The sequence below is a fragment of the Dokdonella ginsengisoli genome (genome assembly GCF_042652785.1).
In the GTDB taxonomy this organism is placed as follows: Bacteria; Pseudomonadota; Gammaproteobacteria; order Xanthomonadales; family Rhodanobacteraceae; genus Dokdonella_A; species Dokdonella_A ginsengisoli.
Map to the genome: position 1 here is coordinate 460,657 of NZ_JBHSHD010000007.1, position 26,697 is coordinate 487,353.

The 26,697-nt window shown below is 69.5% G+C and carries 26 protein-coding genes; 11 read left to right on the top strand and 15 right to left on the bottom strand.

Translation table 11 applies throughout. The annotated features are described in order from the left end of the window. Positions 1-10: 10 nt before the first annotated feature. The 5 genes from phaE to ACFO6Q_RS09670 form a co-directional block, all read right to left on the bottom strand. The gene (phaE, locus tag ACFO6Q_RS09650) at positions 11-1,162 is read right to left on the bottom strand and encodes a class III poly(R)-hydroxyalkanoic acid synthase subunit PhaE (protein WP_465251707.1); all 1,152 of its coding nucleotides are present in this window, start codon (positions 1,160-1,162) and stop codon (positions 11-13) included. Between the two features lie 146 nt (positions 1,163-1,308). Next, entirely contained in the window at positions 1,309-1,962 is a 654-nt protein-coding gene (locus ACFO6Q_RS09655) for a class I SAM-dependent methyltransferase (protein ID WP_380020454.1), read from the bottom strand. Between the two features lie 358 nt (positions 1,963-2,320). Further along, complete coding sequence (locus tag ACFO6Q_RS09660; RefSeq protein WP_380020455.1) at positions 2,321-2,755, bottom strand: hypothetical protein; 435 nt, start codon at positions 2,753-2,755, stop codon at positions 2,321-2,323. Between the two features lie 90 nt (positions 2,756-2,845). Then, entirely contained in the window at positions 2,846-5,023 is a 2,178-nt protein-coding gene (gene rlmKL, locus ACFO6Q_RS09665; RefSeq protein ID WP_380020456.1) for a bifunctional 23S rRNA (guanine(2069)-N(7))-methyltransferase RlmK/23S rRNA (guanine(2445)-N(2))-methyltransferase RlmL, read from the bottom strand. Between the two features lies 1 nt (position 5,024). Beyond that, the gene (locus tag ACFO6Q_RS09670; protein ID WP_380020457.1) at positions 5,025-5,537 is read right to left on the bottom strand and encodes an alpha/beta hydrolase; all 513 of its coding nucleotides are present in this window, start codon (positions 5,535-5,537) and stop codon (positions 5,025-5,027) included. 120 nt (positions 5,538-5,657) lie between these two features. Between ACFO6Q_RS09670 and ACFO6Q_RS09675 the strand changes: the two genes are divergently transcribed. From ACFO6Q_RS09675 to ACFO6Q_RS09690, 4 genes are all read left to right on the top strand, one after another. Next, positions 5,658-6,227, top strand: coding sequence for an N-acetylmuramoyl-L-alanine amidase (locus ACFO6Q_RS09675; protein WP_380020458.1), 570 nt, complete (start codon positions 5,658-5,660; stop codon positions 6,225-6,227). Positions 6,228-6,285: 58 nt separating this feature from the next. Next, complete coding sequence (gene tesB / locus ACFO6Q_RS09680) at positions 6,286-7,155, top strand: acyl-CoA thioesterase II (RefSeq protein WP_380020459.1); 870 nt, start codon at positions 6,286-6,288, stop codon at positions 7,153-7,155. Positions 7,156-7,164: 9 nt separating this feature from the next. Beyond that, complete coding sequence (locus ACFO6Q_RS09685; RefSeq protein WP_380020460.1) at positions 7,165-7,551, top strand: hypothetical protein; 387 nt, start codon at positions 7,165-7,167, stop codon at positions 7,549-7,551. Between the two features lie 102 nt (positions 7,552-7,653). After that, positions 7,654-8,370, top strand: coding sequence for an arginyltransferase (locus ACFO6Q_RS09690; RefSeq protein WP_380020461.1), 717 nt, complete (start codon positions 7,654-7,656; stop codon positions 8,368-8,370). Positions 8,371-8,453: 83 nt separating this feature from the next. Here the strand turns inward: ACFO6Q_RS09690 and ACFO6Q_RS09695 are convergent, their stop codons facing one another. Next, the gene (locus ACFO6Q_RS09695) at positions 8,454-8,720 is read right to left on the bottom strand and encodes a hypothetical protein (RefSeq protein ID WP_380020462.1); all 267 of its coding nucleotides are present in this window, start codon (positions 8,718-8,720) and stop codon (positions 8,454-8,456) included. A 33-nt stretch (positions 8,721-8,753) separates the two neighbouring features. Further along, complete coding sequence (gene purT / locus ACFO6Q_RS09700) at positions 8,754-9,935, bottom strand: formate-dependent phosphoribosylglycinamide formyltransferase (protein ID WP_380020463.1); 1,182 nt, start codon at positions 9,933-9,935, stop codon at positions 8,754-8,756. A 190-nt stretch (positions 9,936-10,125) separates the two neighbouring features. On the opposite strand from purT, the gene ACFO6Q_RS09705 reads away from it, so the two are divergent. The 6 genes from ACFO6Q_RS09705 (at position 10,126) to ACFO6Q_RS09730 (ending at position 15,066) form a co-directional block, all read left to right on the top strand. Further along, positions 10,126-11,553 carry a transglutaminase-like domain-containing protein gene (locus ACFO6Q_RS09705; protein ID WP_380020464.1) on the top strand — a complete coding sequence of 476 codons (1,428 nt, stop codon included), beginning with the start codon at positions 10,126-10,128 and terminating at the stop codon, positions 11,551-11,553. Positions 11,554-11,815: 262 nt separating this feature from the next. Continuing rightward, positions 11,816-12,691, top strand: coding sequence for an SPFH domain-containing protein (locus ACFO6Q_RS09710; RefSeq protein WP_380020466.1), 876 nt, complete (start codon positions 11,816-11,818; stop codon positions 12,689-12,691). A gap of 5 nt (positions 12,692-12,696) precedes the next feature. Next, on the top strand, positions 12,697-12,885 hold the full coding sequence (locus ACFO6Q_RS09715) for a type II toxin-antitoxin system antitoxin (protein WP_380020467.1): 189 nt from the start codon (positions 12,697-12,699) through the stop codon (positions 12,883-12,885). Further along, positions 12,882-13,622 carry a CPBP family glutamic-type intramembrane protease gene (locus ACFO6Q_RS09720; RefSeq protein ID WP_380020468.1) on the top strand — a complete coding sequence of 247 codons (741 nt, stop codon included), beginning with the start codon at positions 12,882-12,884 and terminating at the stop codon, positions 13,620-13,622. The genes ACFO6Q_RS09715 and ACFO6Q_RS09720 overlap by 4 nt, the downstream gene beginning before the upstream one ends. A 93-nt stretch (positions 13,623-13,715) precedes the next feature. After that, on the top strand, positions 13,716-14,441 hold the full coding sequence (locus tag ACFO6Q_RS09725; RefSeq protein ID WP_380020469.1) for a DUF3887 domain-containing protein: 726 nt from the start codon (positions 13,716-13,718) through the stop codon (positions 14,439-14,441). Between the two features lie 28 nt (positions 14,442-14,469). Beyond that, a complete protein-coding gene (locus tag ACFO6Q_RS09730; RefSeq protein ID WP_380020470.1) occupies positions 14,470-15,066 on the top strand; it encodes a M15 family metallopeptidase in 597 nt (198 codons plus the stop codon). A 59-nt stretch (positions 15,067-15,125) separates the two neighbouring features. Here ACFO6Q_RS09730 and ACFO6Q_RS09735 read toward each other — a convergent pair whose 3' ends face one another. Both ACFO6Q_RS09735 and ACFO6Q_RS09740 read right to left on the bottom strand, forming a co-directional pair. Next, a complete protein-coding gene (locus ACFO6Q_RS09735) occupies positions 15,126-16,709 on the bottom strand; it encodes a choice-of-anchor Q domain-containing protein (protein ID WP_380020471.1) in 1,584 nt (527 codons plus the stop codon). Between the two features lie 431 nt (positions 16,710-17,140). After that, positions 17,141-20,005 (bottom strand): penicillin acylase family protein, encoded by a 2,865-nt coding sequence (locus ACFO6Q_RS09740; protein WP_380020472.1) that lies wholly within the window; start codon positions 20,003-20,005, stop codon positions 17,141-17,143. A gap of 185 nt (positions 20,006-20,190) precedes the next feature. Here ACFO6Q_RS09740 and ACFO6Q_RS09745 point away from each other — a divergent pair, with 185 nt between their 5' ends. Further along, on the top strand, positions 20,191-21,621 hold the full coding sequence (locus ACFO6Q_RS09745; protein WP_380020473.1) for an aldehyde dehydrogenase family protein: 1,431 nt from the start codon (positions 20,191-20,193) through the stop codon (positions 21,619-21,621). 4 nt (positions 21,622-21,625) lie between these two features. Here the strand turns inward: ACFO6Q_RS09745 and ACFO6Q_RS09750 are convergent, their stop codons facing one another. The 6 genes from ACFO6Q_RS09750 to hflK all read right to left on the bottom strand — a co-directional run bounded on the left by ACFO6Q_RS09750 (position 21,626) and on the right by hflK (position 26,661). After that, positions 21,626-22,846, bottom strand: coding sequence for a type II toxin-antitoxin system HipA family toxin (locus ACFO6Q_RS09750; protein ID WP_380020474.1), 1,221 nt, complete (start codon positions 22,844-22,846; stop codon positions 21,626-21,628). Next, positions 22,830-23,093 carry a helix-turn-helix domain-containing protein gene (locus ACFO6Q_RS09755; RefSeq protein WP_380020475.1) on the bottom strand — a complete coding sequence of 88 codons (264 nt, stop codon included), beginning with the start codon at positions 23,091-23,093 and terminating at the stop codon, positions 22,830-22,832. Before ACFO6Q_RS09755 ends, ACFO6Q_RS09750 begins: the two co-directional genes overlap by 17 nt. Positions 23,094-23,177: 84 nt before the next feature. Next, a complete protein-coding gene (locus tag ACFO6Q_RS09760) occupies positions 23,178-24,470 on the bottom strand; it encodes an adenylosuccinate synthase (protein WP_380020477.1) in 1,293 nt (430 codons plus the stop codon). A 93-nt stretch (positions 24,471-24,563) separates the two neighbouring features. After that, positions 24,564-24,746 carry a DUF2065 domain-containing protein gene (locus tag ACFO6Q_RS09765; RefSeq protein ID WP_380020479.1) on the bottom strand — a complete coding sequence of 61 codons (183 nt, stop codon included), beginning with the start codon at positions 24,744-24,746 and terminating at the stop codon, positions 24,564-24,566. After that, entirely contained in the window at positions 24,743-25,603 is an 861-nt protein-coding gene (hflC, locus tag ACFO6Q_RS09770; protein ID WP_380020480.1) for a protease modulator HflC, read from the bottom strand. Before hflC ends, ACFO6Q_RS09765 begins: the two co-directional genes overlap by 4 nt. Further along, positions 25,603-26,661, bottom strand: a complete 1,059-nt coding sequence (hflK, locus tag ACFO6Q_RS09775; protein ID WP_380020482.1) for an FtsH protease activity modulator HflK — start codon at positions 26,659-26,661, stop codon at positions 25,603-25,605. Before hflK ends, hflC begins: the two co-directional genes overlap by 1 nt. Between the last annotated feature and the right edge of the window lie 36 nt (positions 26,662-26,697).

Here is a 26,697-nt window from a genome sequence, read left to right on the forward strand (position 1 = left end):
TCAGGCGCGCTCAGCGCTTCTTCTTCGACTTCGCCGCTTGCGCGGACTTTTTCTTCCCGCGGCCGAGCGAAGCGTCGGCGAACTTGGCGATGCGCGAGGAAAAATTGCCCGGCGCCACTGCAGCGACCGCTCGCCGGGCCTTCTTCTCCGGTTCGGCCTTCGGGCGCGCCGGGCGCTCCTTCGCGCGCGTGTGCGCGGCGCGCGGCGGCGGCGGCTCGGGCGCCTTATCCTCGGCCGCACGGCCGCCGCCGGCACGCTTGCCGGCCGCTTTCAGCGCGGCAACTTCGTCGCGCAGCCGCGCGACCTCGCGCGCCAGGCCGTCGTCGCCGCGGGCGCGCAGCTCGCGGCGCAGCGCCTGCAGGCGCTCGCCGATGTTGTTCAGCTCGGTGCGCGTGGGCATGCCCAGATCGACCGCGACGCGCTCGACCTCCTGCTGGATCTGAGAACGCACGCGCATCTGCGCGTTGACCAGCGCCCCATAGACTTCGCGGAACTCGGTCGACAGCGCGACTTCCGCGTAGCCCTCCTCCGCCGCGTCGACCCACAGGTCGTACAGTGCGCGCAGAGAATCGATCTGGCGCCCGGGCTGCTCGCGCTCGGTGAGCTTGCCTTCGAACAGCTCGAATCCGCGCTGGCTCGCCTTCAGCATCAGCGCGTTGTAGCGCGCCATCTGCTCCTGGCACTCGACCCAGGCGACGGCCATCTTCTGGTAGTGCTCCTGGTGCTCGCGGGCCAGGCCGAACGCCGGCAGGCTGAGCCAGCTCTTGAGTTCACCCGCATCCGCGGCCGGAGGGCGCAGGGAACCCAGCGTGTTGAAAATCGCCGCGTAGCCGCCGCCGTGGACCGGCATCTCGCGCATGGCGCGCAGCAGATCGCTGCCGAAGGGCATCGACTCGGCTCCGGGGATGCCGAAACCGGAGCGGAAGGTCTCGCTCCAGGCCGGGCCGCCGGTTCCGGCATTGGCCGCCGCGGCGAGCGCCGACTGCATGAAAGCCGCATAGCCCTTCGCACTGTCGATGATGCGCTCGATCGTCTCGCCCTGCGTCCCGCCGCCGGAGGCGAACAGGCGCGCCCACTGCTCGAAGCCGTCGTGCCAGGGCGACGCCGGCGCCTGTGGCGCGGCGCCCGCCTGGCGCGCCATGTCCTGCCACGCATTCATCATGTTGCGCGAAAATCCCTGCCATTGATTCAACCAATCGGGATTCGGCGACTGACCCATGGGGGCTCCTCGATGCGCGTGCAGGCGGAAGTCCCATCATAGTGCACGCACGTGACGCGCGCGCTATCGCCCGGGGAAAGCGCGGCGGATCAGCCCTTGGCGCGCACGGCCCGCACCGGGATGGAGCGGTTGCGCGTGTAGACGTAGACGGTCGCCGGCGGCATGTTCAGCCAGGTCATGCTCGCGCGCCGCACGCTCAGGTCCATCTCGGCCAGAAGATCGCGCGGCAGCGGGCTCGAGGGGCCGTAGGTGAACTGGATCAGCGGACGATCCGGGCCGAGCACGTCGAAGATCGCGCGCAGGATCGCCTGCTGGATCGGACGCGGCATCGCCAGGAAGCCGAGGCCGCTGACCACCGCGTCCACGCCTTCGCCGATCTCGAAGCCCGACTGCCGGGTCAGCTCGACCAGGTCGCGCGCATCGCCGTTGACGATGCGCACGCCGTCGAAACGCTCGCTCAGCCACTCGGCCAGCTCGGTGTTCAGCTCGACCACGAGCAGATCGTCGGGCGCGATGCCCCGATCGAGCAGCGCGCGCGTGAACACGCCGGTACCGGCGCCGAGTTCGATCACCCGCCGCGCCCCCGGCGGCAGCTGCGCGACCATGCGCCGCGCCAGTTGCCGGCTGGACGGTGCCAGCGACGCCATCGCCCGCGGATTCTTCAACCACTGGCGGAAGAACGTCCAAGCGGCCGGCCCTTCGGCTGCCGTGCGCGTGGAAGGTCGCCTGGAGTGTTCGCTCATGCACCGATCCGTTGACATCAACACGTCATGATAACGCGACCGTGCCCCACCCCGCCCAGCCTCCCGGCCGTTTGGCTTCACTGAAAAGCGCGGCCCGGCCTCCCAGCCCGTTCGCTTCACCTGAAAAGCCGGCCCAGCCCTTCAACCGGCCGGCTTCACATGAAAAGTGCGGCCAGGGACGGCCGCGCTGGACTCCAAGACCACGCAAGGCCACAAAGGTGGCCTTGCGCGGACCGAAGCAGCGATCAAGGACGAGCGCACAAAAAAGAAACCCCGCGACGACCAGGGGAAATCGTCGCGGGGCGGGTACGCTAGCGGCGGGGAAGGGGGAGGGGTGCGCCGCCAGCGCAGACGGTGATCAGCGGCGGTAGCCGCGATCGTAGTAGGAAGCCCGGTGGTAGCCGCGATCGTAGCTGCGGTACCCACGGTCGTAACGGTCGTAGTTGCGATAGCCGCGGTCGTAGTGAGCGCGCCGATACGTGGTGCGATAGTACGGGCGATCGTAATAGTACGAACCGTAATAAGCCGGGTAACTGTAATAAGCCGGACTGTAATAGGCCGGACGGTAGTACGCCGGAGCGTAGTACGACGAATAGTAGCCCCCACCGTAGTACCCGTGACCCCAACCGGAGTTGGAATAGCCGATGCCGACGCCGGGATATCCGAAATTGAGCGAAACGTTCCAGTGACCGTGGTGGTGACCGCGCGCGAACGACGCCGGCGCGAACACGAGCCCTGCGGTGATCAGCAGGCCGAGCACGACGAGACGAAGCGGGTTGCGGGAAACAGTCATGGGACAGGCCCTTCCGAATTACGATTCGCATGCTGCGTGCGAACGCCTGAATCGTGACTGAAATTTCGCGCGGGCGAGTTAAGAATCCGCTCAGCGCGCGGAACCACGACGCAATTCGTAGCAACGATGAATTCGCGCGTTGCGCGCGAAGTCCGGCGGAATGGTGGAAACCGTGATGTCCTTCACGTCGAACGCACTCGACAAACCTTCGTCGAGCGTGAAACGGCGCAAATTGTTCGAAAAAACGATCAGCCCGTCCGCCGCAAGGCGCTCGCCGCACAGCGCGAGCAATTGCGCATGGTCGCGCTGGACGTCGAAATCGTCGGCGCGCTTGGAATTGGAGAAGGTCGGCGGGTCGACGAAGATCAGGTCGTACTCGCCGCGATCGTGGCGCAGCCATTCCAGCACGTCGGCCTGCACGAGCCGGTGCGACGGCCCGCCGAACCCGTTCAGCGTGAAGTTGCGCGCGGCCCATTCCAGGTAGGTCGACGAGAGGTCGACGCTGGTGGTCGTACGTGCGCCGCCGGCCGCCGCGTGCACGCTGGCGCTCGCGGTGTAGCAAAACAGGTTCAGGAACCGCGCACCGCGTGCCGCGGCGCGAATGCGCGCGCGCGCCGGCCGGTGGTCGAGGAACAGCCCGCTGTCGAGGTAGTCGAACAGGTTCACGCGGAACTTCAGCCCGCCCTCCTCCACCACCAGGAACTCGTCGCGGCGTTCCAAACGCCCGTATTTGGAGCCGCCCTTGGCCCGATAGCGCGTCTTCAGAGCGATGCGTTCGCGCGGCACGCCCAGGGCGGCGCCCGCGCCGCGCACCAGATCGCGCAGCCGGTCGCGCGCGACCGCCTCGGGTATCTCGCGCGGCGGGGCGTATTCCTGCACGTGCAGCCAGGTCTGCGGGAAGGTCTCGTGCGACGGCGCGTCGTCGCGCGCGACGGCCGTGTAGACGTCGATCGCCGCGGCGTACTCGGGAATGTCGGCGTCGTAGACGCGGTAGCACGAAATTCCCTCGCGCTCGAAGCGCTTGCGCAGGTGACGCTGGCTCTTGGTGATGCGGTTGGCCACCGCCTGCGCGCCCTCCGAAAGCGGCTTCTCGACGTGCTCGCGCGGCGCGGTCTCGGCCAGATCGAACGTCAGCAGGCGGCACTCGAGCGCACCGTTGTAGAGCGTGTAGCGCTTGTCCGCGCGCAGGCCCAGCGCATGGCCGAGCTCGTCGTCGGCGACGATGACACTCGCGCGCCAGCCGACGAACTCCGAACGCAGGCGCTCGCCGAAGGCGCGATACAGCGAAGCGAGCTGTGCGCGCTCGCCGAGCCGCTCGCCGTAGGGCGGATTGCAGATGACCAGACCGGGCGCGGCGGTTCCTTCCGGCCGGCGCAGGTGCTCGGCCGAATGCCGCGCCAGATGCACGAACCCGGCGACGCCGGCCGCCTGCGCGTTGCGCTTGGCCTCGTTCAGCACGCGCGGATCCTGGTCACTGCCGAAAAACACCGGGGAGAGCGCGCGCAAGCCCTCTTCCGCGCGCCGGTGCGCTTCGGCCTGCAGCGTTTCCCACAGCGCAGCGTCGTGGCCGCGCCAGCCGAGGAAGCCGAAGTAGTCGCGGCGCAGGCCCGGCGCGACGTCGGCCGCCATCAGCGCGGCCTCGATCGGCAGCGTGCCGGAACCGCACATCGGATCGACCAGCGCGCCGCCGGCCGCGGCGATCGCCGGCCAGCCCGCGCGCAGCAGCATCGCGCAGGCGAGGTTTTCCTTCAGCGGCGCCTCGCCCTGCCCCTGGCGCCAGCCGCGGCGATGCAGCGGCGTGCCGGCAAGGTCCAGCGAGACGGTGGCTCGCTGGCGGTGCAGCCGCACGTTCACGCGGATCGACGGCCGCTCCACGTCGACGTCCGGGCGCGTACCGGCCTCGCGCCGGAACTGGTCGACGATCGCGTCCTTGGTGCGCAGGGCGACGAACTGGGTGTTGTTCAGTGCGCTCGAGCCGCCGACCGCGTCGACAGCGAAGCGGCCGTCGGCGGCGAGGTGCGCGGACCAGTCGATCGCCTGCACGCCGGCGTAGAGCGCATCCGCGTCGGCGGCGTCGAATTCCGCCAGATGCAGCAGCACGCGGCTGGCCAGGCGCGACCACAGGCAGGCGCGATAGGCCAGCTCGAGCGAGCCGGTGAAGTGCACGCCGGCGAGGGCCTCGCGCGCTTCCTCGGCACCGAGCGCGCGCAACTCGTCGCGCAGCAGGTATTCGAGTCCCTTCGGGCAGGTCGCGAACAGTTCCGGCACGTCAGTGGAGCCCGCTCAGGAACCGGCGGAACAGCTCGGCGCATTCGGACACGTGCGCACCGAGGCGATGGTCGTCGTCGACCAGGTGCAGCGCCGCCGCGCGCTCGCGCGCGAAGTCGATCGCCGCGTCCACCGGGCAGACCTCGTCACGCCAGCCGTGCACCAGCGCGATCGGCACCGCCGCCGCGCGGAACGGCTGCGGATAACCGGGGATGCCGGTGGGCAGCGCGAGCAGGAACAGGCCGGCGCTGGGCCGCGCCACGGAGGCCGGTCCGGACACGAAGGCGCCCATGCTGGAACCGGCGAACACCACGCGTCCCTCGGCCGGCGCATGCGCCAGCGCCCGCGCGATGCGCGCGTCGATTTCGCGCGGATCGCGCGTGGCGTCGAGGTCGCGGTAGTCCGGACGCACCTCGGCCCAGCCGAGCGCCACGGCGACCTCGGCCAGCGCACTGACCTTGGTCGCCTGCGGGCCGCTTTCCAGGCCGTGCGAGAGGATGACCGTGCCTTTCATGGGAATGGGGAATCGGGAGTGGGGAATCGCGAAAGCATAGCGGCACTTCGCCCCAGGGGGCGAAAACTTGTAGCCTTCCGCACCCGCCGATTCCCGATTCCCCATTCCCGGCCGTTGCCCATGCCCGCACTCGTCATCCACGACTGGCCGCTGCCGTACGAGGAACGCCTGGCCGCGCGGCCGTCGGCGGCGATCGACCTCGTCGTGATCCACTGCACCGAGCTGCCGGACATGACGCTGGCGCGCGAATTCGGCGAGCGCATCCACTACGAAGGCTCGCGCACCGGCAACAGCGGCCACTACTACATCGACACCGACGGCGCAGTGTCGCGCTTCGTCGGCGACCTGCGCGTGGCCAACCACACCTACAGCTACAACCCGCGCTCGATCGGCATCGAGCTGGTCAACCTCGGCCGCTATCCGCATTGGGGCGACAGCCGCCACCAGGAATTCAGCGTGCCGTACACGCCCGAGCAGATCGCCTCGCTGCGCGCCCTGCTCGGCCGCCTGCGCCACGATCACGCGAACCTGCGCTGGATCGCCGGCCACGAGGACCTCGACCGCCGCCTCGAGCCGGCAAAGGACGATCCTTCGATCCTGCTGCGGCGGCGCCAAGACCCCGGCCCGCTGTTTCCGTGGGACGAGGTCGTTCCCGAGAGCGGGCTGGAGCGCCTGAAGCCGGAACCCTGAAACCGGGCCGCCGATCCTGCCGGCTATACTGGGCGGCCCTTTCCGCCCGATCCGCCCGATGGCCGCCCACGTCGAAGAACTGCTGACCCTGCTTCAGCTCGAACGCCTCGAGGACAACCTGTTCCGCGGCGAGAGCCGCGACATCGGCACGCGCTTCGTGTTCGGCGGGCAGGTGCTCGGCCAGGCGCTGTCGGCGGCGCAGCAGACCGTCGACGCCGACCGCGCCGCGCATTCGCTGCACGCCTACTTCCTGCGCGCCGGCGACATCGAGAAGCCGATCGTCTACAACGTCGAACGCACGCGCGACGGCGGCAGCTTTTCGGTGCGCCGGGTCACCGCGATCCAGCACGGCCAGCCGATCTTCAATTTCTCGGCCTCGTTCCAGGTCGCCGAGACCGGCGTCGAGCACCAGGTGTCGATGCCCGAAGTGCCCAAGGCGGCCGACCTCGACCCGCCCAAGCCGCTGTCCGCCGATGAGCTCGCCAAGCTGCCGCCGAAGCTGCAGCGCTGGTTCGGCCGCGGCGGCCCGTTCGAGTTCCGCCACGTCTACCCGCGCGACGAGCTGAAGCCGGCCAAGCGCCCGCCGCAGCAGCAAGTCTGGTTCCGCCTGACCAGCCGCATCGCCGACGACGCGGTGCTGCATCGCGCCCTGCTCGCCTACGCCTCGGATTTCCACCTGATCGGCACCGCGATGCTGCCGCACGGCATCTCGTTCCTGCAGCGCAACGTGCAGGTGGCCAGCCTTGACCACGCGCTGTGGTTCCATCGGCCGTTCCGCGTCGACGAATGGCTGCTCTACGCCTGCGACAGCCCCACCGCGCAGGGCGGACGCGGCCTCGCGCGCGGCCTTTTCTACGACGAGAGCGGCCGCCTGGTCGCCTCGACGGCGCAGGAAGGCCTGATTCGCCTGCGCCCCGAAACCGCGTAGCATCGACCCATGCGCCAGATCTATACCTCGCCCCGCATGGAAAACATCCAGCGCGTCGTCGCGCTGATGGCCGAGAAGGGCATCCAGACCTCGATCGCGAACCGGCGCGCCTACCAGGGCTCGGACTGGAAGCGCTTCAGCTACACCGCGAAGGGCGATCGCGACTCCTGGCCGCAGGTATGCGTGGTGCGCTCGGAGGACCAGACCGCCGCGCGGCGGATCCTGCGTGACGCCGGGCTGGAACCGGCGACCCGCTTCGCCGACGAACTGGCCGCCGCACGCAGCGCCGGCGACGCCAGCGGCCACCGCCGCACCTCGACGCGGATCAAGCTGATCCTGCTCGCCCTGATCGGCGGCGTCGCGGCGCTGATCGCGATGACGATGCTGTCGCGCTGAGGCGGCGCGCTTCCTGAACCGCAGCGCGCCGGGACACGGCGGACGCCGCTCTCCCCGCCCGGCCCCCGGATGCGCCGCCGCGGCGAAACGCTAGAATGCGCCATGCGTTCGGATGTCGTCCGCCTGTTCCAGACCCTGCCGCATCCGTGCGGCTATTTCGACGAGCGCACCGCGCAGAACATCGTCATCGACCCGAGCGCGCCGCAGCTGCCGCAGATCTACGATCTGGCCGTGCAGCGCGGCTACCGCCGCGCCGGCGGCCACGTCTACCATCCGCAGTGCCAGGGCTGCAGCGCCTGCGTCGCCTGCCGCGTGCCGATCGCACGCTTCCGCCCCGACCGCAGCCAGCGCCGCTGCCTGGCGCGCAACGCCGACCTGTCGGTGCAGATCGTGCCGGCCGCCTACACCGACGAGTACTTCGCGCTCTACCGCACCTACCTGAGCGCGCGCCACCGCGACGGCGGCATGGACGACGCCCGGCCCGAGGACTTCGCACGCTTCCTGTACACCGCGTGGAGCCCGACCCGCTTCATCGAATTCCGCGACGGCGCACGCCTGCTCGCGCTCGCCGTCACCGACTTCTGCGCGGCGGGGCTTTCGGCCGTCTATACGTTCTTCGATCCGGAACACGAATCGCGCGGCCTGGGCACCTGCGCGATCCTGAACCAGATCCGCATCGCGCGCGAGCACGGCCTGCCGCATCTGTATCTGGGCTTCTGGATCGACGGCCATCCGAAGATGCACTACAAGTCGCGCTACCGGCCGCTGGAAATCCTGCGCGACAATGCGTGGCTCGACCTGGACGCCCCGGCCCGCTGAGTCCGCTGGCCTGCGCCCCGCGGCGCCAACCGCCTTCACCATCACGCCCGGCAACGGTGGCGCCTGGCTTTTTTCCGAGCCGGTCAGATGAATCCGATCTCGTGCTCGCCGTGCATCGACATGACGAGCTTCACCATCGACACCGGCACCATCAGTTCGAGTTCGAGCCGCTCGCCGTTCGGGCCCTTGCCGACCAGGGTCATGCCGAACAGCGGCCCGGCCGCGTCGATCTCCACGCAGACGATGTGCGGTCCGCCGGGCGTGTCGCGCAGGTACGGCTTGATCGCCTCGCCCAGCGCATCGAGCGCCTGCGGAAACAGGAAGACGGCGTAGTTCGGGGCATCGGTCATGCGGACGTTCCTGCGGTTGTGAGGGATGCCCGCTCAGGGCGAGATCGACAGGTGCGCGGCGGCACGCACGGCCTTGGCCACGGCCGCCTCGACGTCGGCATCGCGGGCGAGCGTGACCGCCATGCGGCGCTGGCCGTGGACCTCGGGCTTGCCGAACAGGCGCAGCATCGTATCGGGTTCGGCCAGCGCTTCGGCGACGCCGTGGTAGCGCGGCCGCGCGCCGTCGCCCTCGGCGAGCACGGCGCAGGAGGCCGAAGGTCCGAACGAGCGGATCGCCGGCACCGGCAGGCCGAGGATCGCGCGCGCGTGCAGCGCGAATTCGGACAGGTCCTGCGAGATCAGCGTGACGAGCCCGGTGTCGTGCGGGCGCGGGCTGACTTCCGAGAAGATCACCGCGTCGCCCTTGACGAAGAACTCGACGCCGAACACGCCGCGGCCGCCGAGCGCGGCGGTGATCGCCGCGGCCTGGCGCTCGGCTTCGGCCAGCGCCCGGTCGCTCATCGGCTGCGGCTGCCACGATTCGCGGTAGTCGCCCTTCTCCTGGCGATGCCCGATCGGCGCGCAGAAACGGGTGCCGCCGACGTGGCGCACCGTCAGCAGGGTGATCTCGTAGTCGAAGTCGACGAAGCCCTCGACGATGCAGCGCCCCTGCCCGGCGCGACCGCCGGACTGCGCGTAGTCCCAGGCCGCGTCGAGGCCGTGCTCGTCGCGGACGATGCTCTGGCCCTTGCCCGAGCTCGACATCACCGGCTTGATCACGAACGGCAGGCCGAGCGCGGCCACCGCCGCGCGGTATTCCTCGCGCGTGTCGACGAAACGGTACGGCGAGGTCGGCAGCTGCAATTCCTCGGCGGCGAGACGGCGGATGCCCTCGCGGTTCATCGTCAGCCAGGCCGCGCGCGCGGTCGGCACCACGCTCAGGCCCTGCTGCTCGAGTTCCATCAGGGTCGGCGTATGGATCGCCTCGATCTCGGGCACGACCAGGTCCGGACGCTCCAGCTCGATCACGCGGCGCAGCTGCGCGCCGTCGAGCATGTCGATCACGTGCGAGCGGTGCGCCACCTGCATCGCCGGCGCGTTGGCGTAGCGATCGACCGCGATCACCTCGACGGCGAGGCGCTGCAGCTCGATCGCCACCTCCTTGCCGAGTTCGCCCGATCCGAGCAGCAGCACGCGGATCGCGGTGTCGGTGTGCGGCGTGCCGAAATCTTTCATGCGGGGACTCGCGGGAAGGGGAGCGCGATTGTAATGAGGCGCCGGGCCGGCGGGGCAAACCGCTTCGCTCGCCTTCCCGGCCACGCCGGAACTACGTAAGGATTCGTGACTGCGCGCGGCGATTCACGCCCCCCGCACGCGCCGGCGGCCGCGGCTTGGCACAATGCGGCTTCCGCCAAGGGAAATCCGCATGCGCCGTCTCCTCCTCGCCGTCCTGCTCGCCTCGCCGTTGCTGGCCGGCGCCGCGCCGCCCGCGCATCAGTGGTTCACGGTCCTGCTCGACGGCCGCAAGATCGGCACCTTCGAATCCAAGCGCGAGGCGCACGGCAACCAGGTCGTGACGATGCAGCGGCTCGATCTGGTGCTCGACCGCGCCGGCACGCAGGTCACGCTCGGCAGCGCGGAGACCAGCACCGAAACGCGCGACGGCAAGCCTCTGTCCTTCCGCAGCGTGTCGCAGCTGTCGGGCAGCCAGACCGTGGTCGAGGGCACGCTGCGCGGCGGCACCCTGCACCTGGTCACGCGCAACGGCGGGCAGGCGCAGAAGCGCAGCCTGCCGTGGCCGAAGGGCGCGCTGCTGCCCGAAGGCGTGCGCCTGGCCGGCGTACGCGCCGGACTCGCCGCCGGCACGCAGTACAAGGCGCTGGCGTTCCAGCCGTCGAGCCTGGACACCGCCGAGCTGACCAGCATCGTCGGCGCCCGCGAGGACGTCGACCTGCCCGGCGGCCGCCGCGCCCTGAACCCGGTCGAGCAGACCCTGGCCTTTCCGGGCACGCCGATGAAGAGCCGCGCCTGGGTCGACGCGGACCAGACCGTGTACAAGCTGGCGATGCCGGTGATGGGCGTGGAGCTGGTCCTGCTCGCCTGCGATCGCGCCTGCGCGACCGCGCCGAACCAGGGCAGCGACGTGTTCGAGCGCACGCTGGTGACCTCGCCGCGTGCACTGGCGTCGACCGAACTCGCCGGAACGATGCGCTACACGCTGGCGTCGCGCGACACCGGCAAACCGCTGGCGCTGCCGGACACCGACGAGCAGCACGTCGAGCGGCGCGGCGACGAGTTCCTGGTGACCGTGCGCCGCGAGGCCGAGGCACGCGGCGAATCGGCGCCGGACAAGGACGACTACCTGCCCAACGACTGGCTGCAGAGCAAGTCGCCCGAGCTGGTCAAGCTGGCGCGCCACGCGGCCGGCGCGAACCGCGATCCGCTGGCGCAGATGCAGCGCGTGGAGACCTTCGTGCGCGGCTTCATCCGCAACAAGAGCCTGGGCGTCGGCTACGCCTCGGCGCTGGAAGTGGTGCGCAAGCCCGAGGGCGACTGCACCGAGCACGCCGTGCTCGTCGCCGCGCTCGGCCGTGCGCTGGGCATCGCCACGCGCGTCGTCGACGGCCTCGCCTACGCGCCCGGCTTCGCCGGCAAGGAGCAGGTGTTCGTGCCGCACGCCTGGGCACAGGCGTGGATCGACGGCCGCTGGCGCAGCTTCGACGCCGCCCTGTCCGGCTTCGACGCCGGGCACATCGCGCTGTCGGTCGGCGACGGCGATCCGTGGCGCTTCTACGCCGGCCTGGACATGCTCGGGCGCATCGAACTGCGCCGCGCCGAGGCGGTGACGCCGTAGCAGGCGTCGCCGCGCCGGTCGGTAGCCGTCGTCGATCGCCGGCACGCCACGGCAACGGGGCGAATCGACGCCAGCCGGCGCGCACCCAGCGCCCCGTTGCCGGAATCCGATCGAGCCGGCATCGGCGACGCGCGCTCGCGACTGGGCGCGCTTGCGGGCCTTCCGTTTTTTCCCGGACCACGATCCGCTGCGCAGATCGTCGACACCACATTTGGCGTTTGATATATTTTTGATATCTATTCGACGCACCAGGAGGCTCGTCATGAACGAGCGCAAAGCCTTTTCCGTTCCCGGCCTGCCGGTCGTGCTGGGCCTGATCGTGATCGCGATCGTCGCCTTCGTCTGGCTCGGCGACGGCCTGCAGCGCGGCGCGGCGCGGCCGCAAGGGATGGGCATCGTCGTGCTGCTGGTCGGCGCGCTCGCCTTCCTCGCCAAGGGCCTGTTCCAGGTGCAGCCGAACCAGGGCCAGGTCATGCAGCTGTTCGGCCGCTACGCCGGCAGCGTGCGCGACGCCGGCCTGCGCTGGACCAACCCGTTCTACTCGCGTCGCGCGATCAGCCTGCGCGTGCGCAATTTCGAATCCGGCAAGCTCAAGGTCAACGACAACGACGGCAATCCGATCGAGATCGCGGCCGTCGTCGTCTGGCAGGTGATCGACACCGCCGAGGCGGTGTTCCAGGTCGACGACTACGAGAACTTCGTGCGCATCCAGTCCGAATCGGCGCTGCGGCAGATGGCGCAGAGCTATCCGTACGATGCGCACGACGCCGACAAGCCTTCGCTGCGCAGCCACGGCGACGAGGTCAACGCGCATCTGCGCGACGAGATCCAGACGCGACTGGGCAAGGCCGGCGTGGAAGTCATCGAGGCACGCATCAGCCATCTCGCCTACGCGCAGGAAATCGCGCAGGCGATGCTGCAGCGCCAGCAGGCCGGCGCGATCATCGCCGCACGCACGCGCATCGTCGAAGGCGCCGTCAGCATGGTCGAGATGGCGCTGGCCGAACTGGGCAAGCGCGGCGTCGTCGACCTCGACAACGAACGCCGCGCGGCGATGGTCAGCAACCTGCTGGTGGTGCTGTGCGGCGACCGCTCGACGCAGCCGGTGGTCAATACGGGTTCCCTCTACACCGGCTGAGCGGCGTGAGCGAAAAGAAAGCCTACCCGCTGCGCATCAGCGCGCCCGTGCTCGAAGCGGTGCAGCGCTGGGCCGACGACGACCTGCGCTCGCTGAACGCGCAGATCGAATACCTGCTGCGCGACGCGCTGCGCAAGGCCGGCCGGCTGAAGCCGGCGCCGAAGCCGAAGGCGATCGAGGACGATTCCGCGTGAGCCGCTCGCCGCCTCAGCTGCGCATCGCTTTGCTGTTGGGCGTTGCCGGTGCCTGGGCAACGGCATTGCTCTTTCCGTACCTGCTCGCGCTGAAACCGGGCGCCCTCGCCGGCCTGCCGGTTACGCCCGGCGTGTTGATGTTGGCGCAATCGCTGCAAGCCGGCGTGATCGTGTTCCTGCTCGCCTGGGCCGGACTGAAACTCGGCGCGACGTCGGGCCTCGGCGCGCCGTGGCTCGCCGCCTGGCTCTACGCGCGCGCGCGCCCGGCTGCGGCGAACTGGCCGCTCGCGATCGCGCTCGGTGCGTCGGCCGCGGTGACGGTGCTCGTCGCGATCGCCGCGTTCGGCGCGCCGCTCGAGGCGATACGCACCCCGGCGCTCTGGAAAGGGCTGCTCGCCGCACCGTACGGTGCGATCGTCGAGGAGACTGCCTGCCGGGTCTTCCTGATGGGCAGTGTGGCTTGGCTGCTCGGCCGCTGCTGCGCCGGCGAAGCGAAGCCGTGGATCATGCCTGCCGCGATCGTCGTCGCCGCATTGCTGTTCGGTGCCGGCCACCTGCCGGCGGCCTCGCAGCTCGCCCCGTTGACGGCGGCAATCGTCGTTCGCGTGCTCGCCTACAACGCCATCGCCGGCCTCGCGTTCGGCTGGCTGTACTGGAAGCGCGGCCTCGAGCACGCCGTCCTCGCGCACCTCTGTGCCGACCTGGTCCTGCACGTCGCCGCGCCGGCGATGGCCTGAGGCCGCGACTCAGCGTCGATACATGCCCTCGTGATAGCGTTGGCGCCCTTCGACCGCGACGCATCGCGGCGCCCGTTCCTTCGGAGGTTGTCCATGTCGATCCGCGCCCTCGCCTGCCTGCTGCTGCTCGCCGTCGCCTCCGCCCAGGCCGCGACGCCGGCGAAGAAGAAGGCCGAACCCGCCGCCCCGCCGCAGGAGATCGACGTCGACGCGCTGGCGCGGGCGAAGGACGTCGGCGCGCAGACGCCGCCGGCCGACGGTGCGGCCGCCGAGGCGCCGCCGGCACAGGCCGAACCGGCAGCGGCCGAACCCGCTCCGGCCGAGCTCGCCGTCGAAGCCGCCGCCGCAGAGCCGGTGGCGACCGAGCATGCCTCGACGGAGAACGCCGCGGCCGAGAGTCCCGCCGCCAAGGTACCGAAGACCGCTGCCGAGCCGGGCAAGTCGCAGGACGCTCTCGCCCTGACGCCACCGATCGACGCGCAGGAGAAGCGGCTGGCGACGTCGTGCGAGTCGCGCTCCGCGAGCCTGCTCGACGCCGCCCAGAAGGGCGATTTCGCCACCGCGACGAAGGACTTCGACGCGAAGATGCGCGGCGCGATGCCGGCGCCCAAACTCAAGGAAACCTGGGGCCAGCTCGCGCAGTTCGGCGCACTGCAGGCGCGCGGCCAATCGCACCCCGCCAAGGGCGAGGGCTACTTCATCGTGATGACGCCGCTGATCTTCGAGAAGGCGACCCTGGTCGCGCAGATCGCCTGCGGCAGCGACGGTCGCATCGCCGGCTTCCACGTCAAGCCGCTGGCCGCCGCCCTGAAGCAGTGATCCGATGCGCGGCGCAGGCGCGCAGTCCGTGACTTCCTCGACGCCGCACGCGCCGCAGCCACCGGTGCGTTGCGACGCGCGGCAGCGGAGCGCGATCCTGCGCGAAGCCGAGCGCCTCGGCGTGCCGCGCGACTACGGCCGCCGGCGCGCGCTGCGCATCGTGCGCGAGCCGCGCGAGCTGGTCTGCGTCGGCGAGGACGTCCACGCGCGCCTTCAGTGGCTCGCGCCGCGCGCCGCGCGCGCCCTCGCCCGCATGCGCGCAGCCGCCGCGAACGACGGCATCGAGCTGCAGCTGGTGTCGGCGTTCCGCTCGGCCGAGTACCAGCTCGGCATTCTCCGCCGCAAGCTCGAACGCGGACAGACGGTCGAGGAGATCCTGCGCGTCAGCGCCGCACCCGGCTACAGCGAACACCACTCCGGCCGCGTCGTCGACCTGACCACGCCGGGATACGCCGCACTCGAGGAGGAGTTCGAGCGCTCGCCGGCGTTCGCGTGGCTGACGCGGCGGGCGCGCGAGTTCGGCTTCGTGCTGTCGTATCCGCGCGGCAACCGGCACGGCATCGCGTACGAGCCGTGGCACTGGTGCTGGCACGCGAAGCGTCGTTCCCGCAGCGCCGCCGCGTAGCGCCGCCGCGCTGCACGGCATCGGCGGCGGGCGCGCGGCCGCCGAACACCGGCGGATACTCAGTCGAAGCCGTCTCTGAAGATGATGTCGTCCGGCGCCTCCACTTCGACGGCGCCGATGTCGCACGTCGCAATGCCGTCGCCGTCACCGTCCTGGGGGCGCGCGATGCCACGGGCGTCGTTGCGGGCGCAGTTGGTGCCGCTGACGTCGCCGGCGTCGACCAGAGGACTTCCCACAAGCGGCAGGTGCACGGGCAGAGCCGAATCATACAAGCCGAGCGGCGACAGCTGAGGATCCACGCCGACCAGGTTGTACGCCGCACTGACCGTGCACGAACCGGGAACCTGTACCAGGTTGTCGATCGCCACGAGGTCGTGCTGCTCGTCCTGCTCGCAATCGGAAGGAGTCTCGGGATGGCCGAAGACGTGATTGCCGGCCAGCACGCTGTTGAACAGGCTCATCCTGTCGACCGGGCCGATCCACAGGCCGCCGCCCTTGGCGTCCGGCGCAAGTTCCCGGAACGTGTTTCCGACGATGCTGACGTTCTTCAGCACTCCGTTCTCGATGTCCTGCGCGTACAAGCCACCGGCACTCGTGCGCGAGCGATTCGCGCTGACCGTCGCGTTGAACAGCTGCAGATCGTACAGCCCGGTGACGGCCAGCCCGCCGCCGCCGCGCGCTTCGGCCTCCCCCGCATCGTTGACGGTGAAAGTCGACTCGCGCACCTCCAGGTTGTAGCGCTGCACGTACGCGCCGCCGCCCATTCCCGCCGCGCGATTGCCGGCCACCAGGCTCCGGATGAAGGAGGCCGCACCGAAGTGGACGGCAACGCCGCCGCCGTTGCCCGACGCGACGGAATCGGTGACAGCGACGCGCTCGAAGGCGACGTATCCGTGGTAGGCGAAGACCGCCCCGCCACTCTCTGCGGTACTGCCGTTCGTCAAGGTCAGGTCGTGCAGTCCCCACGTGAGAATCTGCAAGGTGTCGTCCTGCGACGGGAAAGTCATCACGCGCCCGTCCGCGGACGCGTCAATGACGGTCTCGCCCATCCCCGCGCCATAGAGATTCATGCCGCCGGGATGATGGGCGCCGAAGTCCAGTCCGCCGGGAACCAAGTAACGTCCGGCCGGGACGACGATGGCGCCCGGCTCGGCGATGGACCGGTTCACCGCCTCGCGCAGCGAGCAGTCCGTCTCGTCGCATTGCCCGTCGTCGCCGTCTTCGGTCTTGGTCACCCGATGCACGGCGCTGCGCGACATCGAGAACTCGAGCGAGGCGTCATCCGCGACGAACACGTAGGCCGCGACGAAGATGGAATAGGCGGTGTTGGCGCTCAGCTTCACGCCACGCAGGATCGATCCGCTTCCGATGCGAAGGCCGTCATCGTTGCAGCCGCCCGGCACGTCGACGAACGCTCCGGGCTCGCCCTCGTAGACGGCGAGCGCCGTGTCGTAGCCGCCCGTGTCGATGTCGACGTATTCGTCGGTGTCGCCGGTGACGAATCCGAACCACAGGCCGTAGTCGCCGGGATTGGCCGGATGGAACGACTGCCACCAGCAGAAGATGTCCGGATCGGTGTCGTCCGTGCTCGCGGTCGTCACGTCCGGCACGGTCGCCGAGAACGGCAGTTCGGTGATCGCCATGCGATCCGCCCAATGGTCGTTGGCCGGAGCGGCGTGGCCGATGCCGCAGGCGCCGCACGCGGCCGCGATCGTGCCGATGAGCCGGTAGATTCCTTTCATGAGATTCCCTGGCGAGTCGATTCGAACGGAAGCCCGCGCCGCGGCCCGGGACCGGGGTGGGTCCCCGCACGGCTGCGAGCGACGTCGGCGAAGAGCTCTCGGGGTGCCCGGCGACGCGCCGCCCGCAGGGTGCGGGGACCGGAGACGAATCTAGGGAGGGAGCCGGCGCCTGTCGGCACGAGCGGGTAACGTCGAGGTAACGACGAAGTAACGCGAACGGAAATCTAACCTTCTCTTCGTACTTTTTTCTTCGTAGACAACGCCCGTGCGGAAAAAAGCGAGTGCGCGCGCGACTCGGCCGGCGCCGCCGGAAGGCGGCGCCGGAGTCCGGATCAAGGTTCGAAGTTCAGCGTCGAGTCGGCGGCGGCGACCGCCGCGGCGGCCGGAATCGGCAGATCGTGGTAGTGGCCGGTCAGCCACAGCGGCAGCTGATCGGCGTAGTTCGGACTGCCGAGCACGCCGGAGTTGCCGCCCGGAATCACTTCCCAGGCACCGACCGTCGCCGTCATCTCGCCGACGAAGCGGCGCGCCGAACCGGAGCCGAACAGGAAGCCGTTGGCACCGTTCGCGCGCAGGTCGTAGTTGCCCACGTTGACGGTTTCCCAGGCGCCGTCGCGCGCGATGCCGGGCAGGCCTTCGGCGAGATCGGTGAAGCCGTACGGACTGGGAATGCCGTTCTGGCCCGGGATACTGAACGGTCCGCCGAGCGGATGGTCGAACACGATGCGGTGCAGGCGGCCCCAGCGGTAGTCGGCCAGGTTCGTCGAGCCGCCGAAGGCCGGCGCGAAGCCCTCCATGCCCAGCGCCTTCAACGACTCCGACAGGCTGCCGAGCAGGGCGAGATCGCGCGCGACGGACGCATCCTGCGCCGCCACGTCGGCGGAGCCGGCGAAGAACGGCAGTCCGGATGCGCCCCTGCCCTGCAGGGCATCGAAGTTCTCGAGCAGGAACTTAAGCCCGTTGAACGCGAGACCCGCGCTCGGCAGATGGTCGCCGAGCCCGGCGCTGGTCAGCGTCGCGTCGATCGTGCTGCGAAGGACTTGGCTGCGCCACGTCGCCCAGATCGTCGCGGCGACGCTGGCGTCGATTTCCGGCTGCCCCGGCGGCGCCAGCGCGAGCGGATTGTCGCCGGCGTCGTAGCCTTCGGCGATGCCGGTCGGCGTGGAGTAGTCCCAGGCGCGCAGGCGTTCGATCGCCTCCTCCACGCCCGGCGAGGCGGCCAGCTGCGCGAGCGCTTCCGGCGCCCCGCTCGCCTTCGCATGGTCGTAGGCCGCCAGCAGGTGCGGCAGGACCAGTTCCGCGTCGAGCGCCTTCGTGTTCGCCTGCAGCGCCTGCATGTCGGCCGGCGTGATCTTGTGCCCCGCCTCCTTGAAGGCCTGGATCTGGCGATCGATGCGGCCCATGCGCAGCGACGAGGCGCCGCCCCAGTCGAGGTAGTACAGGCCGCCGCCGGGGCGCAGCTGGTTGAGCGGATTGTTGTCGAGCGAGAAGCCGATCGGATCGTTGTTGGCGTTGGCGAAGTAGCCGCTGGCCGGATTGATCGTGAACGGCATTTCGTCCGCCGGCAGCACCTCGTACGGGGTGGCCTGATTCGACTGCCGGTTCGCGACCGGCATCCAGTCGTGCTTGAGCGCGCCGGAGCCGTCGCGGATCAGCCACGGCGGACGGCCGCCGCCGGGCGCACCGTCGGTCTGCAGGTCGGTACGGACCGGCGCCTCGGCGCTGGTGAAATAGGCGATGTTGCCGGCCGTGTCGGCGTAGGCAAAGTTCTGCGAGCCGAAGTCGAAATAGGTCAGCGCGTCGCGGAATTCGTCGAGGTTCGAGGCGCGGTTGATGCGGCGGAACGATTCGATCTCCTGCGTCGCGCCGAAGCCGGTGTAGGCGATCGACAGGCCCTGCGCGTTGGCGCTGTCGATCTGCACGATCGGGCCGTTGTTGCGCCGGGGCACGACCAGGGTGATCGCGCCGTCGCTGTAGCCGAGCGAGGTGTCGCGCACGACGTTGTCGGGCGTGCCATCCATGCGGTTGACGTAGTAGCTCTGGAAGATCCACTCCAGCGGCTCGTCGACACCGTCGTGCACGATCGCCACCGGCAGGCCGTAGGTGTTCAGGCGCAGCGTCTCCTGGAACACGTCGGTGACGTCGAGCGAGTTCGTCGTGGTGCCCCAGCACACGGTCTGGTTGCAGCCCTGGATCACGCCGGGCGCGCCGGGCACGGTCACGCCGGTCACGTCCATCGCCCGGCCGTCGCGCTGCTCGGTCGAGTACAGGTGCTGCTCCATGAACACCGGCGCCAGCGACAGGCTCAGGTGCGGGTCGTTCGACAGGATCGGCTTGCCCGAAGCGGTGAGCGAGCCGGAGACGACCCATTCGTTGCTGCCGATCGGCGTGTCGCGGCCGGCCAGCGCCTTCTCGAACAGCGGATTGCCGGCGATGCGCGCGCGGTAGTCGCGCGCGAGGCCGACGGTGACCGGATCGATGCGGCCGATCCGCTGCGCGGCTTCCGACTTCGGTGCCGCCGGTGCGCCCGCGGCGCCGGGCTGGAAGCCGGGAACCGTCACGCGGTCGTCGGCCGGCGCGGAACGATGCACGTCGCCGAAGAACAGCGCGGTGCCGTCGAAGCCGCCGGCCTCGCCGGCCTGCTGATAGGCGCCGAGCTGGATCGTCGCGTCGATGTCGAGATCGAACGAGAGCTGGTAGGCCAGGCCCTTGCCGACGCACAGCGTGTCGACCGGCGTCCACGGATCGGCGCGCGTGAGGTCGAGCGCGGCGTATTCGGGCGGTAGCGGATTCGTCGCCAGCCACTGGTTCACGCCGGCCGCGTAGGCGGCGATCCAGCCGCGCGTATCGTCGGACATCGCCGCCCAGCTGCGTTCGGCGGCGCGGCGCAGGCCGAGCGTGCGCGATTGCACGTCGTTGGCCAGCTGCGAAGCGCCGACCAGCGCGGACAGCGTGCCGCTGACCTGGCGCCGCGTGAGGTCCATCTGGAAGAAGCGCGCCTGCGCGTGCGCGTAGCCCTGCAGGAACGCGACATCGTCGTCGCTGCCGGCCTGGATCGTCGGCATGCCGCGCGAGTCGTAGGAAATCTTGCCGGGCCCGCTCAGCTGCGGGGCGGAAACGGTCTGCGCCTGCGACGGAAGCGAAAGCGCAAGGGCGACGGCGACGGGCAGCGCGCGCCGGAATGTGAACGTCAACATGAGAACCCCTTCTCGAATCCGATCGAACGATCGTTCGATTCGAGTATGCTCCCGAGTGCGCGAAATCCCGTTGTGCGTCGCATCGCGCAGCGCTTCGCACCGCGCGGTTCGAGGCGGCGGCGCGCACGGCGGAAAATCGCGACGCGGCCACGCCGCGTGCCCTTCCCCTGCATCGAGTCACCGCCATGCTCGCCAAGACCTACCCCTACTACCTCGCCAATCGCGCGCGTTCGCCGAACGCCGCGCTCGACGTGCGCGACAAGCATTCCGGCCGCGTCGCCACGCGCGTCGCCCTCGCCGACGCGAAAGCGATCGAGCGCGCCATCGCAGCCGCGGCGGACGCCGCCGCGCCGATGCGCAAGCTGCCGCCGTACGCGCGCCAGGCCGTGCTCGAACACTGCGTGGCGCGTTTCCGCGAACGCCACGACGAACTCGCCCTCGCGCTGTGCATCGAGGCCGGCAAGCCGATCCGCGACGCCGAGGGCGAGGTCACGCGCCTGATCGACACCTTCAAGGTCGCCGCCGAGGAAGCCGTGCGCATCGACGGCGAGGTGATGAACCTGGAAATCTCCGCGCGCGCCGCCGGCTATCGCGGCTTCGTGCAGCGCGTGCCGATCGGGCCGTGCTCGTTCATCACGCCGTTCAACTTCCCGCTGAACCTGGTCGCGCACAAGGTCGCGCCGGCGATCGCCGCCGGCTGCCCGTTCGTGCTCAAGCCGTCGGAGAAGACGCCGGTCGGCGCGCTGATCATCGGCGAGATCCTGGCCGAGACCGACCTGCCGAAGGGCGCCTTCTCGATCCTGCCCTGCCGCATCGAGGACGCCGGCCCGTTCGTCAGCGACGAACGCCTGAAGCTGCTCTCGTTCACCGGCGGACAGGTCGGCTGGGAACTCAAGGCGAAGGCCGGGCGCAAGAAGGTCGTGCTCGAACTCGGCGGCAACGCGGCCGCGATCGTCGACGCGGACCAGCGCGCGAGTCTGGATCGCGTCGTCGAGCGGCTGATCTTCGGTGCGTACTACCAGTCCGGCCAGAGCTGCATCAAGGTGCAGCGCATCTTCGCGCACGAGTCGCTGTACGCCGAGCTGCGCAAGCGCTTCGTCGCCGCGACGAAGCGGCTCAAGGTCGGCGACCCGAAGCGCCGCGACACCTTCCTCGGCCCGCTGATCGACGAGGCCAGCGCGAAGCGGCTGGAGGAATGGATAGGCGAGGCACGCAAGGCCGGCGCGAAGCTGCTGTGCGGCGGACGGCGCGAAAGCAACCGCCTCGAGGCCAGCGTGCTCGAGAACGTGCCGCGCGAGGCCAGGCTCAATGCGCTCGAAGCGTTCGGCCCCGTCGTCACGCTCGCCCCGTTCGCCGATTTCGACGAGGCGCTCGCACGCGTCAACGACTCCGACTACGGCCTGCAGGCCGGCGTGTTCACCCACGATCTGGCGCACGCGATGCGCGCGTGGGACGAGCTGGAAACCGGCGGCGTCGTGGTCAACGACGTACCAAGCTTCCGCGTCGACAACATGCCCTACGGCGGCGTGAAGCGCTCCGGCCTGGGCCGCGAAGGCGTGCGCTACGCGATGGAGGACATGACCGAGCGGCGGCTGATGGTGCTGCGCGAAGGCTAGACCTTCAAAAGCCGCGCGAGAAGTTCTCGAAGGCGCGGCGAATGCCGCTCCCGACTGCAGGTTCGCCCGCGAGCAGTTCCCTCTGCGCAGCCATCTCCTCCTCGACGGCGCCGATCAGGAATTGGATGCGCCGGCGGGGTTCGGCCACGCCGCAGCGCTCGCCGAAGTCGAGCAGGTGCAGGCGCGCGGCGAAGAAGCTCTTGGAGCCGCCGAGCGTCAGCGCGAGGCTGTCTTGGGGAATGTAGGCAGTCGTGTTGACGACGTCGTAGGCCGGTGCCGCCCACACGTCCTCCGACGTCGGATCCGTGTAGAGCACGCCGAAATTCTTCAGGTGCGCATCGCCGTTGCCGAGGATGCACGACAGCGCGATCTGGTCGAACAACTGCGCCAGGGCGGCGAGGCGGCGTTGCGGAGCGCAAAACATCTCGACGACGCGCGCGACCTGCTCGTAACTCCCTTCGTATTTCTGCGCGGCGCCCTTGCCCATCAACACCGCCATTTCCTCGAAGCCGAGCGCGGCGCCGTCGGCAGCACGGTCGAAGCGACGCATGACGAACAGTTCGCGATCGGCGGACAGAAAGAACTCCGGCACCGGCACGCCGGCGCGGCGCAGTGCGCACATGCAGACGAACTCGTTGACCGCCAGGCCCGGGTAGTCGCCGCCGCCGCTCTTCACGATCAGGTCCGACGTCGCCAGCGAGACCTTTCCCGGCGGCAACGCCTCGGGCACCAGCAGCTTCGGCTGCACGCCCGAGATTCCCGTGCGGAACAAATAGCGCTGCGCCAGCTCGTCGAACAGGCTGCCCGCGCCTTCCCAGGCCAGAATCTCCTCCAGCCGCTCGCCACGCCCCTCGCCGGGCGCCAGGCCGAGAGCCTTCGATAGGTCTTCCGGCGCCTCCACGCGGACGCGCCCGATCGAGGCCTCGCGTCCGGTCAGCGCCAGCAGCAGCATCGGATCGACCGGTGCGGCCTTCGCCACGCGGTTGCGCAGGCGCTCCAGCACGTAGCCTTCCGGCAGGTTCATCTGGAAGATCGGATGCAGTTCGCGGCTCTCGTACTGCGCGATGCGGTACGGCATCAACAGGCTGATCTCCGCGGCGCGCGAGGCCTCGCGCACGTAGCCGAACAGGAATCGACCGTCCTCCTGCGCCAGCGTGCCGCTCGCGCCTTGCGGCGTCGCGACGGCGAGGTGGTTGATCGCGAGCGGGTTACGGCCGGCCGTCATCGAGAAGCCCTGGCATTTCCTCGAGCGTCGGACGCCGCGCCGGCGACAGCGCGAACTCGAAGCCGAGCGCGGCGGCGACGGCGGCGTAGGCGCCGACCGATACGGAAGCGTCGCCCTGCTCGATCTGGATGATCTTCAGGCGCGGCAGGCCGGCCAGGGCGGCGAGATTGGCCTGGGTCAGGCCGCGATTCCGGCGTGCCGTGCGCAAGGCCGTGCCGAACCGGGCGAGCAACGTCTGCGTATCCATGTATCGAATACTAGACATTCAATACTAAATGTCAAGAATTCGATACATTTCCCCGTTGCGACTGCCTTCTCGTCCGCTGATCGCTCAGGAGAACGGATCGCGCAGGACGATGTTGGCGTCGCGGTCCGGACCGGTGCTGACGATCGCCAGCGGGCATCCGGCCAGTTCCTCGAGCGCGCGCAGGTAGGCGCGCGCGGCCGGCGGCAGCTTGTCCCACTCGGTGATGCCGTGGGTGGATTCCTGCCAGCCCGGGAATTCGAGGTAGACCGGCGTGCACTCCTCCCAGCCGGCGGCGTCCAGCGGCGCGTATTCGGTGCGCTTGCCGCGGTATTCGTAGGCGATGCAGATGTTGAGCTTGTCCATCCCGTCGAGGATGTCGAGCTTGGTGATGCACAGGCCGGTGATGCCGTTGATCGCGACCGCGCGCTTGAGCGCGACGATGTCCATCCAGCCGCAGCGGCGCGGACGCCCGGTCGAGGCGCCGTATTCCTGGCCGCGGTCGCGGATGCCCTGGCCGATCTCGTCGTGCAGCTCGGTCGGGAACGGACCGCCGCCGACGCGCGTCGCGTAGGCCTTGGCGATGCCGAGCACGTAGTCGATCGTGTCCGCGCCGACGCCGGTGCCGGCCAGCGCGCCGCCGATGGTGGTGTTCGACGAGGTCACGTACGGATAGGTGCCGTGGTCGATGTCGAGCAGCGCGCCCTGCGCGCCCTCGAACAGCACGCGCTTGCCCTGCTTGCGCAGCTCGTGCAGCAGGCCGGCGACGTCGGATTTCATCGGCTCGACGTATTCGCCGAACGCCAGCGCTTCGTCGTAGGTCTGCTGGAAATCGATCGCCTCGGCGCCGAGGTACTGGGTCAGCACGAAGTTGTGGTAGTCCAGCGCCGTGCGCAGAAGCTCGCCGAGCTGCTCGGGATAGTGCAGGTCGGCGACGCGGATGCCGCGGCGCGCGACCTTGTCCTCGTAGGCCGGGCCGATGCCGCGACCGGTGGTGCCGATCGCCTTGCCGCCGGCGGCCTTCTCGCGCGCCTGATCGAGCGCGATGTGGTACGGCATGATCAGCGGCGTCGCCGGGCTGATCTTCAGACGCGACCGCACGTCGATGCCGCTCGCCTCGAGCTCTTCGATCTCCTTGCGCAGCGCAGCCGGCGAGAGCACCACGCCGTTGCCGATCAGGCACAGCGCGTCGTCGCGCAGGATGCCGGACGGAATCAGGTGCAGGACGGTCTTCTTGCCCTTGATGACCAGGGTGTGGCCCGCGTTATGGCCGCCCTGGAAGCGCACGACCGCGCCGATGTCCTGCGTCAGCAGGTCGACGATCTTGCCCTTGCCTTCGTCGCCCCACTGCGCGCCGAGAATTACGACTGACTTGCCCATGATTTCCTCAGCGAGAGACTTCCAACCATTCTTGAACCGGCCTCCGGAAACGGGGCGCTTTCGCACACACCCAACCTCCAATCCCGGCTCCGCTCAATGCACGACCTTCAGCGCGATCAGGCCGACCAGCACCATCGCGCCGCCGATCATACGCATCGAACGTGGATCGATTTGTTGCATCTGTTCGGCCATGCGTTTCCACAGGCGCGGGGCGGCGAACAGGAATAGGCCCTCGAACACGAGGACCAGGCACAGCGCCGCGGCCAGCTCGCTCACTTGCTTTCTTGCAGATAACGCAGGAACTCGGTCTTCGGATCGAGCACGAGCATGCCGTTCGGCGTCGCGAACGCCTCGCGGTACGCCTCCAGGCTGCGATAGAACGCGTAGAACTCGGCATCGCGCCCGTACGCGGCCGCATACGCCTGCGAGGCCGCAGCGTCGCCCTCGCCGCGCGTCTTCTCCGCGTCGCGGTAGGCCTCGGCGTTGATCACCTGCACCTGGCGGTCGGCGTCGGCCTTGATCGTGCGTGACACTTCCTCGCCTTCGGCGCGCAGCTGGTTGGCGACCTTCTTGCGCTCCGAGCGCATGCGCTCGTAGACCGAGCCGATCACGGTGCCGTCCTCGGGCAGGTCGATGCGCTTGATGCGCAGGTCGATGACCTCGATGCCGAGTCCTTCGGTGGCGCGGTTCGCCTCGGTGATCAGGCTCTGGGTGAGGTCGGAGCGACCGCCGGAAACCAGCTCCTGCAGGGTCTTGGAATTGACCGCGGTACGCAGGCCGTCCATCACGAACGGCACCACGCGCTTCTGCGCCAGCCCTTCGTCGCCGGCGACCGAGACGTAGAACTTGGCCGCGTCGGCAATGCGCCACTTGACGAAGAAGTCGATGTTGACGTCCTTCTTCTCCGACGTCAGGTAGCGCTCGGGCGCCGACTCGAGCGTCAGGATGCGCTTGTCGAAGCGCTGCACCTGCTGCATCAGCGGAATCTTGAAATGCAGCCCCGGATCGTAGCTGCTCTTCACGATGCGGCCGAACTGCAGCAGGATCGCGGTCTGGTCGGCACGCACGACGAACGCCGAGCTGGCCGCGATGAACAGCGCCGCCAGCACGATTACCACGGTAGCCAAACGCATCAGCGGCCTCCCTTGCCGGTTTCCGGCGATACCACCGTGGTGCCCGCGGCGCCCGGCACGACGGCGCGGACCTCCGGCGAGGCCGGCAGCGAAAGAATGTTCTTGCCGGCGGAGAAATCGATGATCTTCGGCGTCTGCGAGAGCACTTCCTGCATCGTTTCCAGGTACATGCGCTTGCGCGTGACCTCCGGCGCGAGGCGGTACTGCCCCTGCACCAGGTTGAAGCGCTGCGCGTCGCCCTCGGCGCGCGCGATGCGCTCGCTCTTGTAGCCTTCGGCCTCGGCGCGTGCGGTCGCGGCGTCGCCGCGCGCCTCGGGCACCACCTTGCTGGCGTAGGCCTTGGCTTCCTCTTCCAGCCGCTGCTTGTCCTGCAGCGCGCGGCTGGCATCGTCGAACGCGTCCTTGACCTCCTGCGGCGGGCGCACGTTCTGGAAGTTCAGCGCGTTCACCGTCAGTCCGGTCTTGTACTGGTCCAGCGTCGCCTGCAGCTGCTGCTTGGCGCGCGTGATCAGCTCCGCGCGCTGGCCGGACAGGATGGTGTCCATCGTGCTGCCGCCGACGACCGAACGCACCGCGCTCTCGGCGGCCTGGCCGAGCGTGCCGTCCGGATCGCGCACGCCGAACAGCACCTTCTGCGGATCGGTGACGAGGTACTGCACGTTGAAGTCGATCAGCACGATGTTCTCGTCGCGGGTTAGCATGCGGACCTGCGCGTTGGTCGTGCGCACGCCGCCGACGTTGACCTTGTAGAGCGTCTCGATCGGCCGCGGCAGCTTGAAGTTGATGCCCGGCGTCATCAGGCGCGCGACCTCGCCGAAGCGCAGCACGACGCCCGACTCGCCGGCCTTGATCAGCGCCACGCTGTCGAACGCCAGCCACACCAGCAGCATCGCCACCACGGCCACGCCGGGACCGCCGCCGCCACCGCCGAACAGGCGGTTGAAGAATTCGCGCAGGCGCCGGGTCAGCGCGTCCAGATCCGGGCCGCCGCCGTTGCCGCCGCCATTGTCGCGCCAGGGATCGCGTTGCTTGCCGCCGCCGGGTTCATTCCACGCCATTACTCGCTACCTCGCCGCCGGCGATCTTGCCGACCC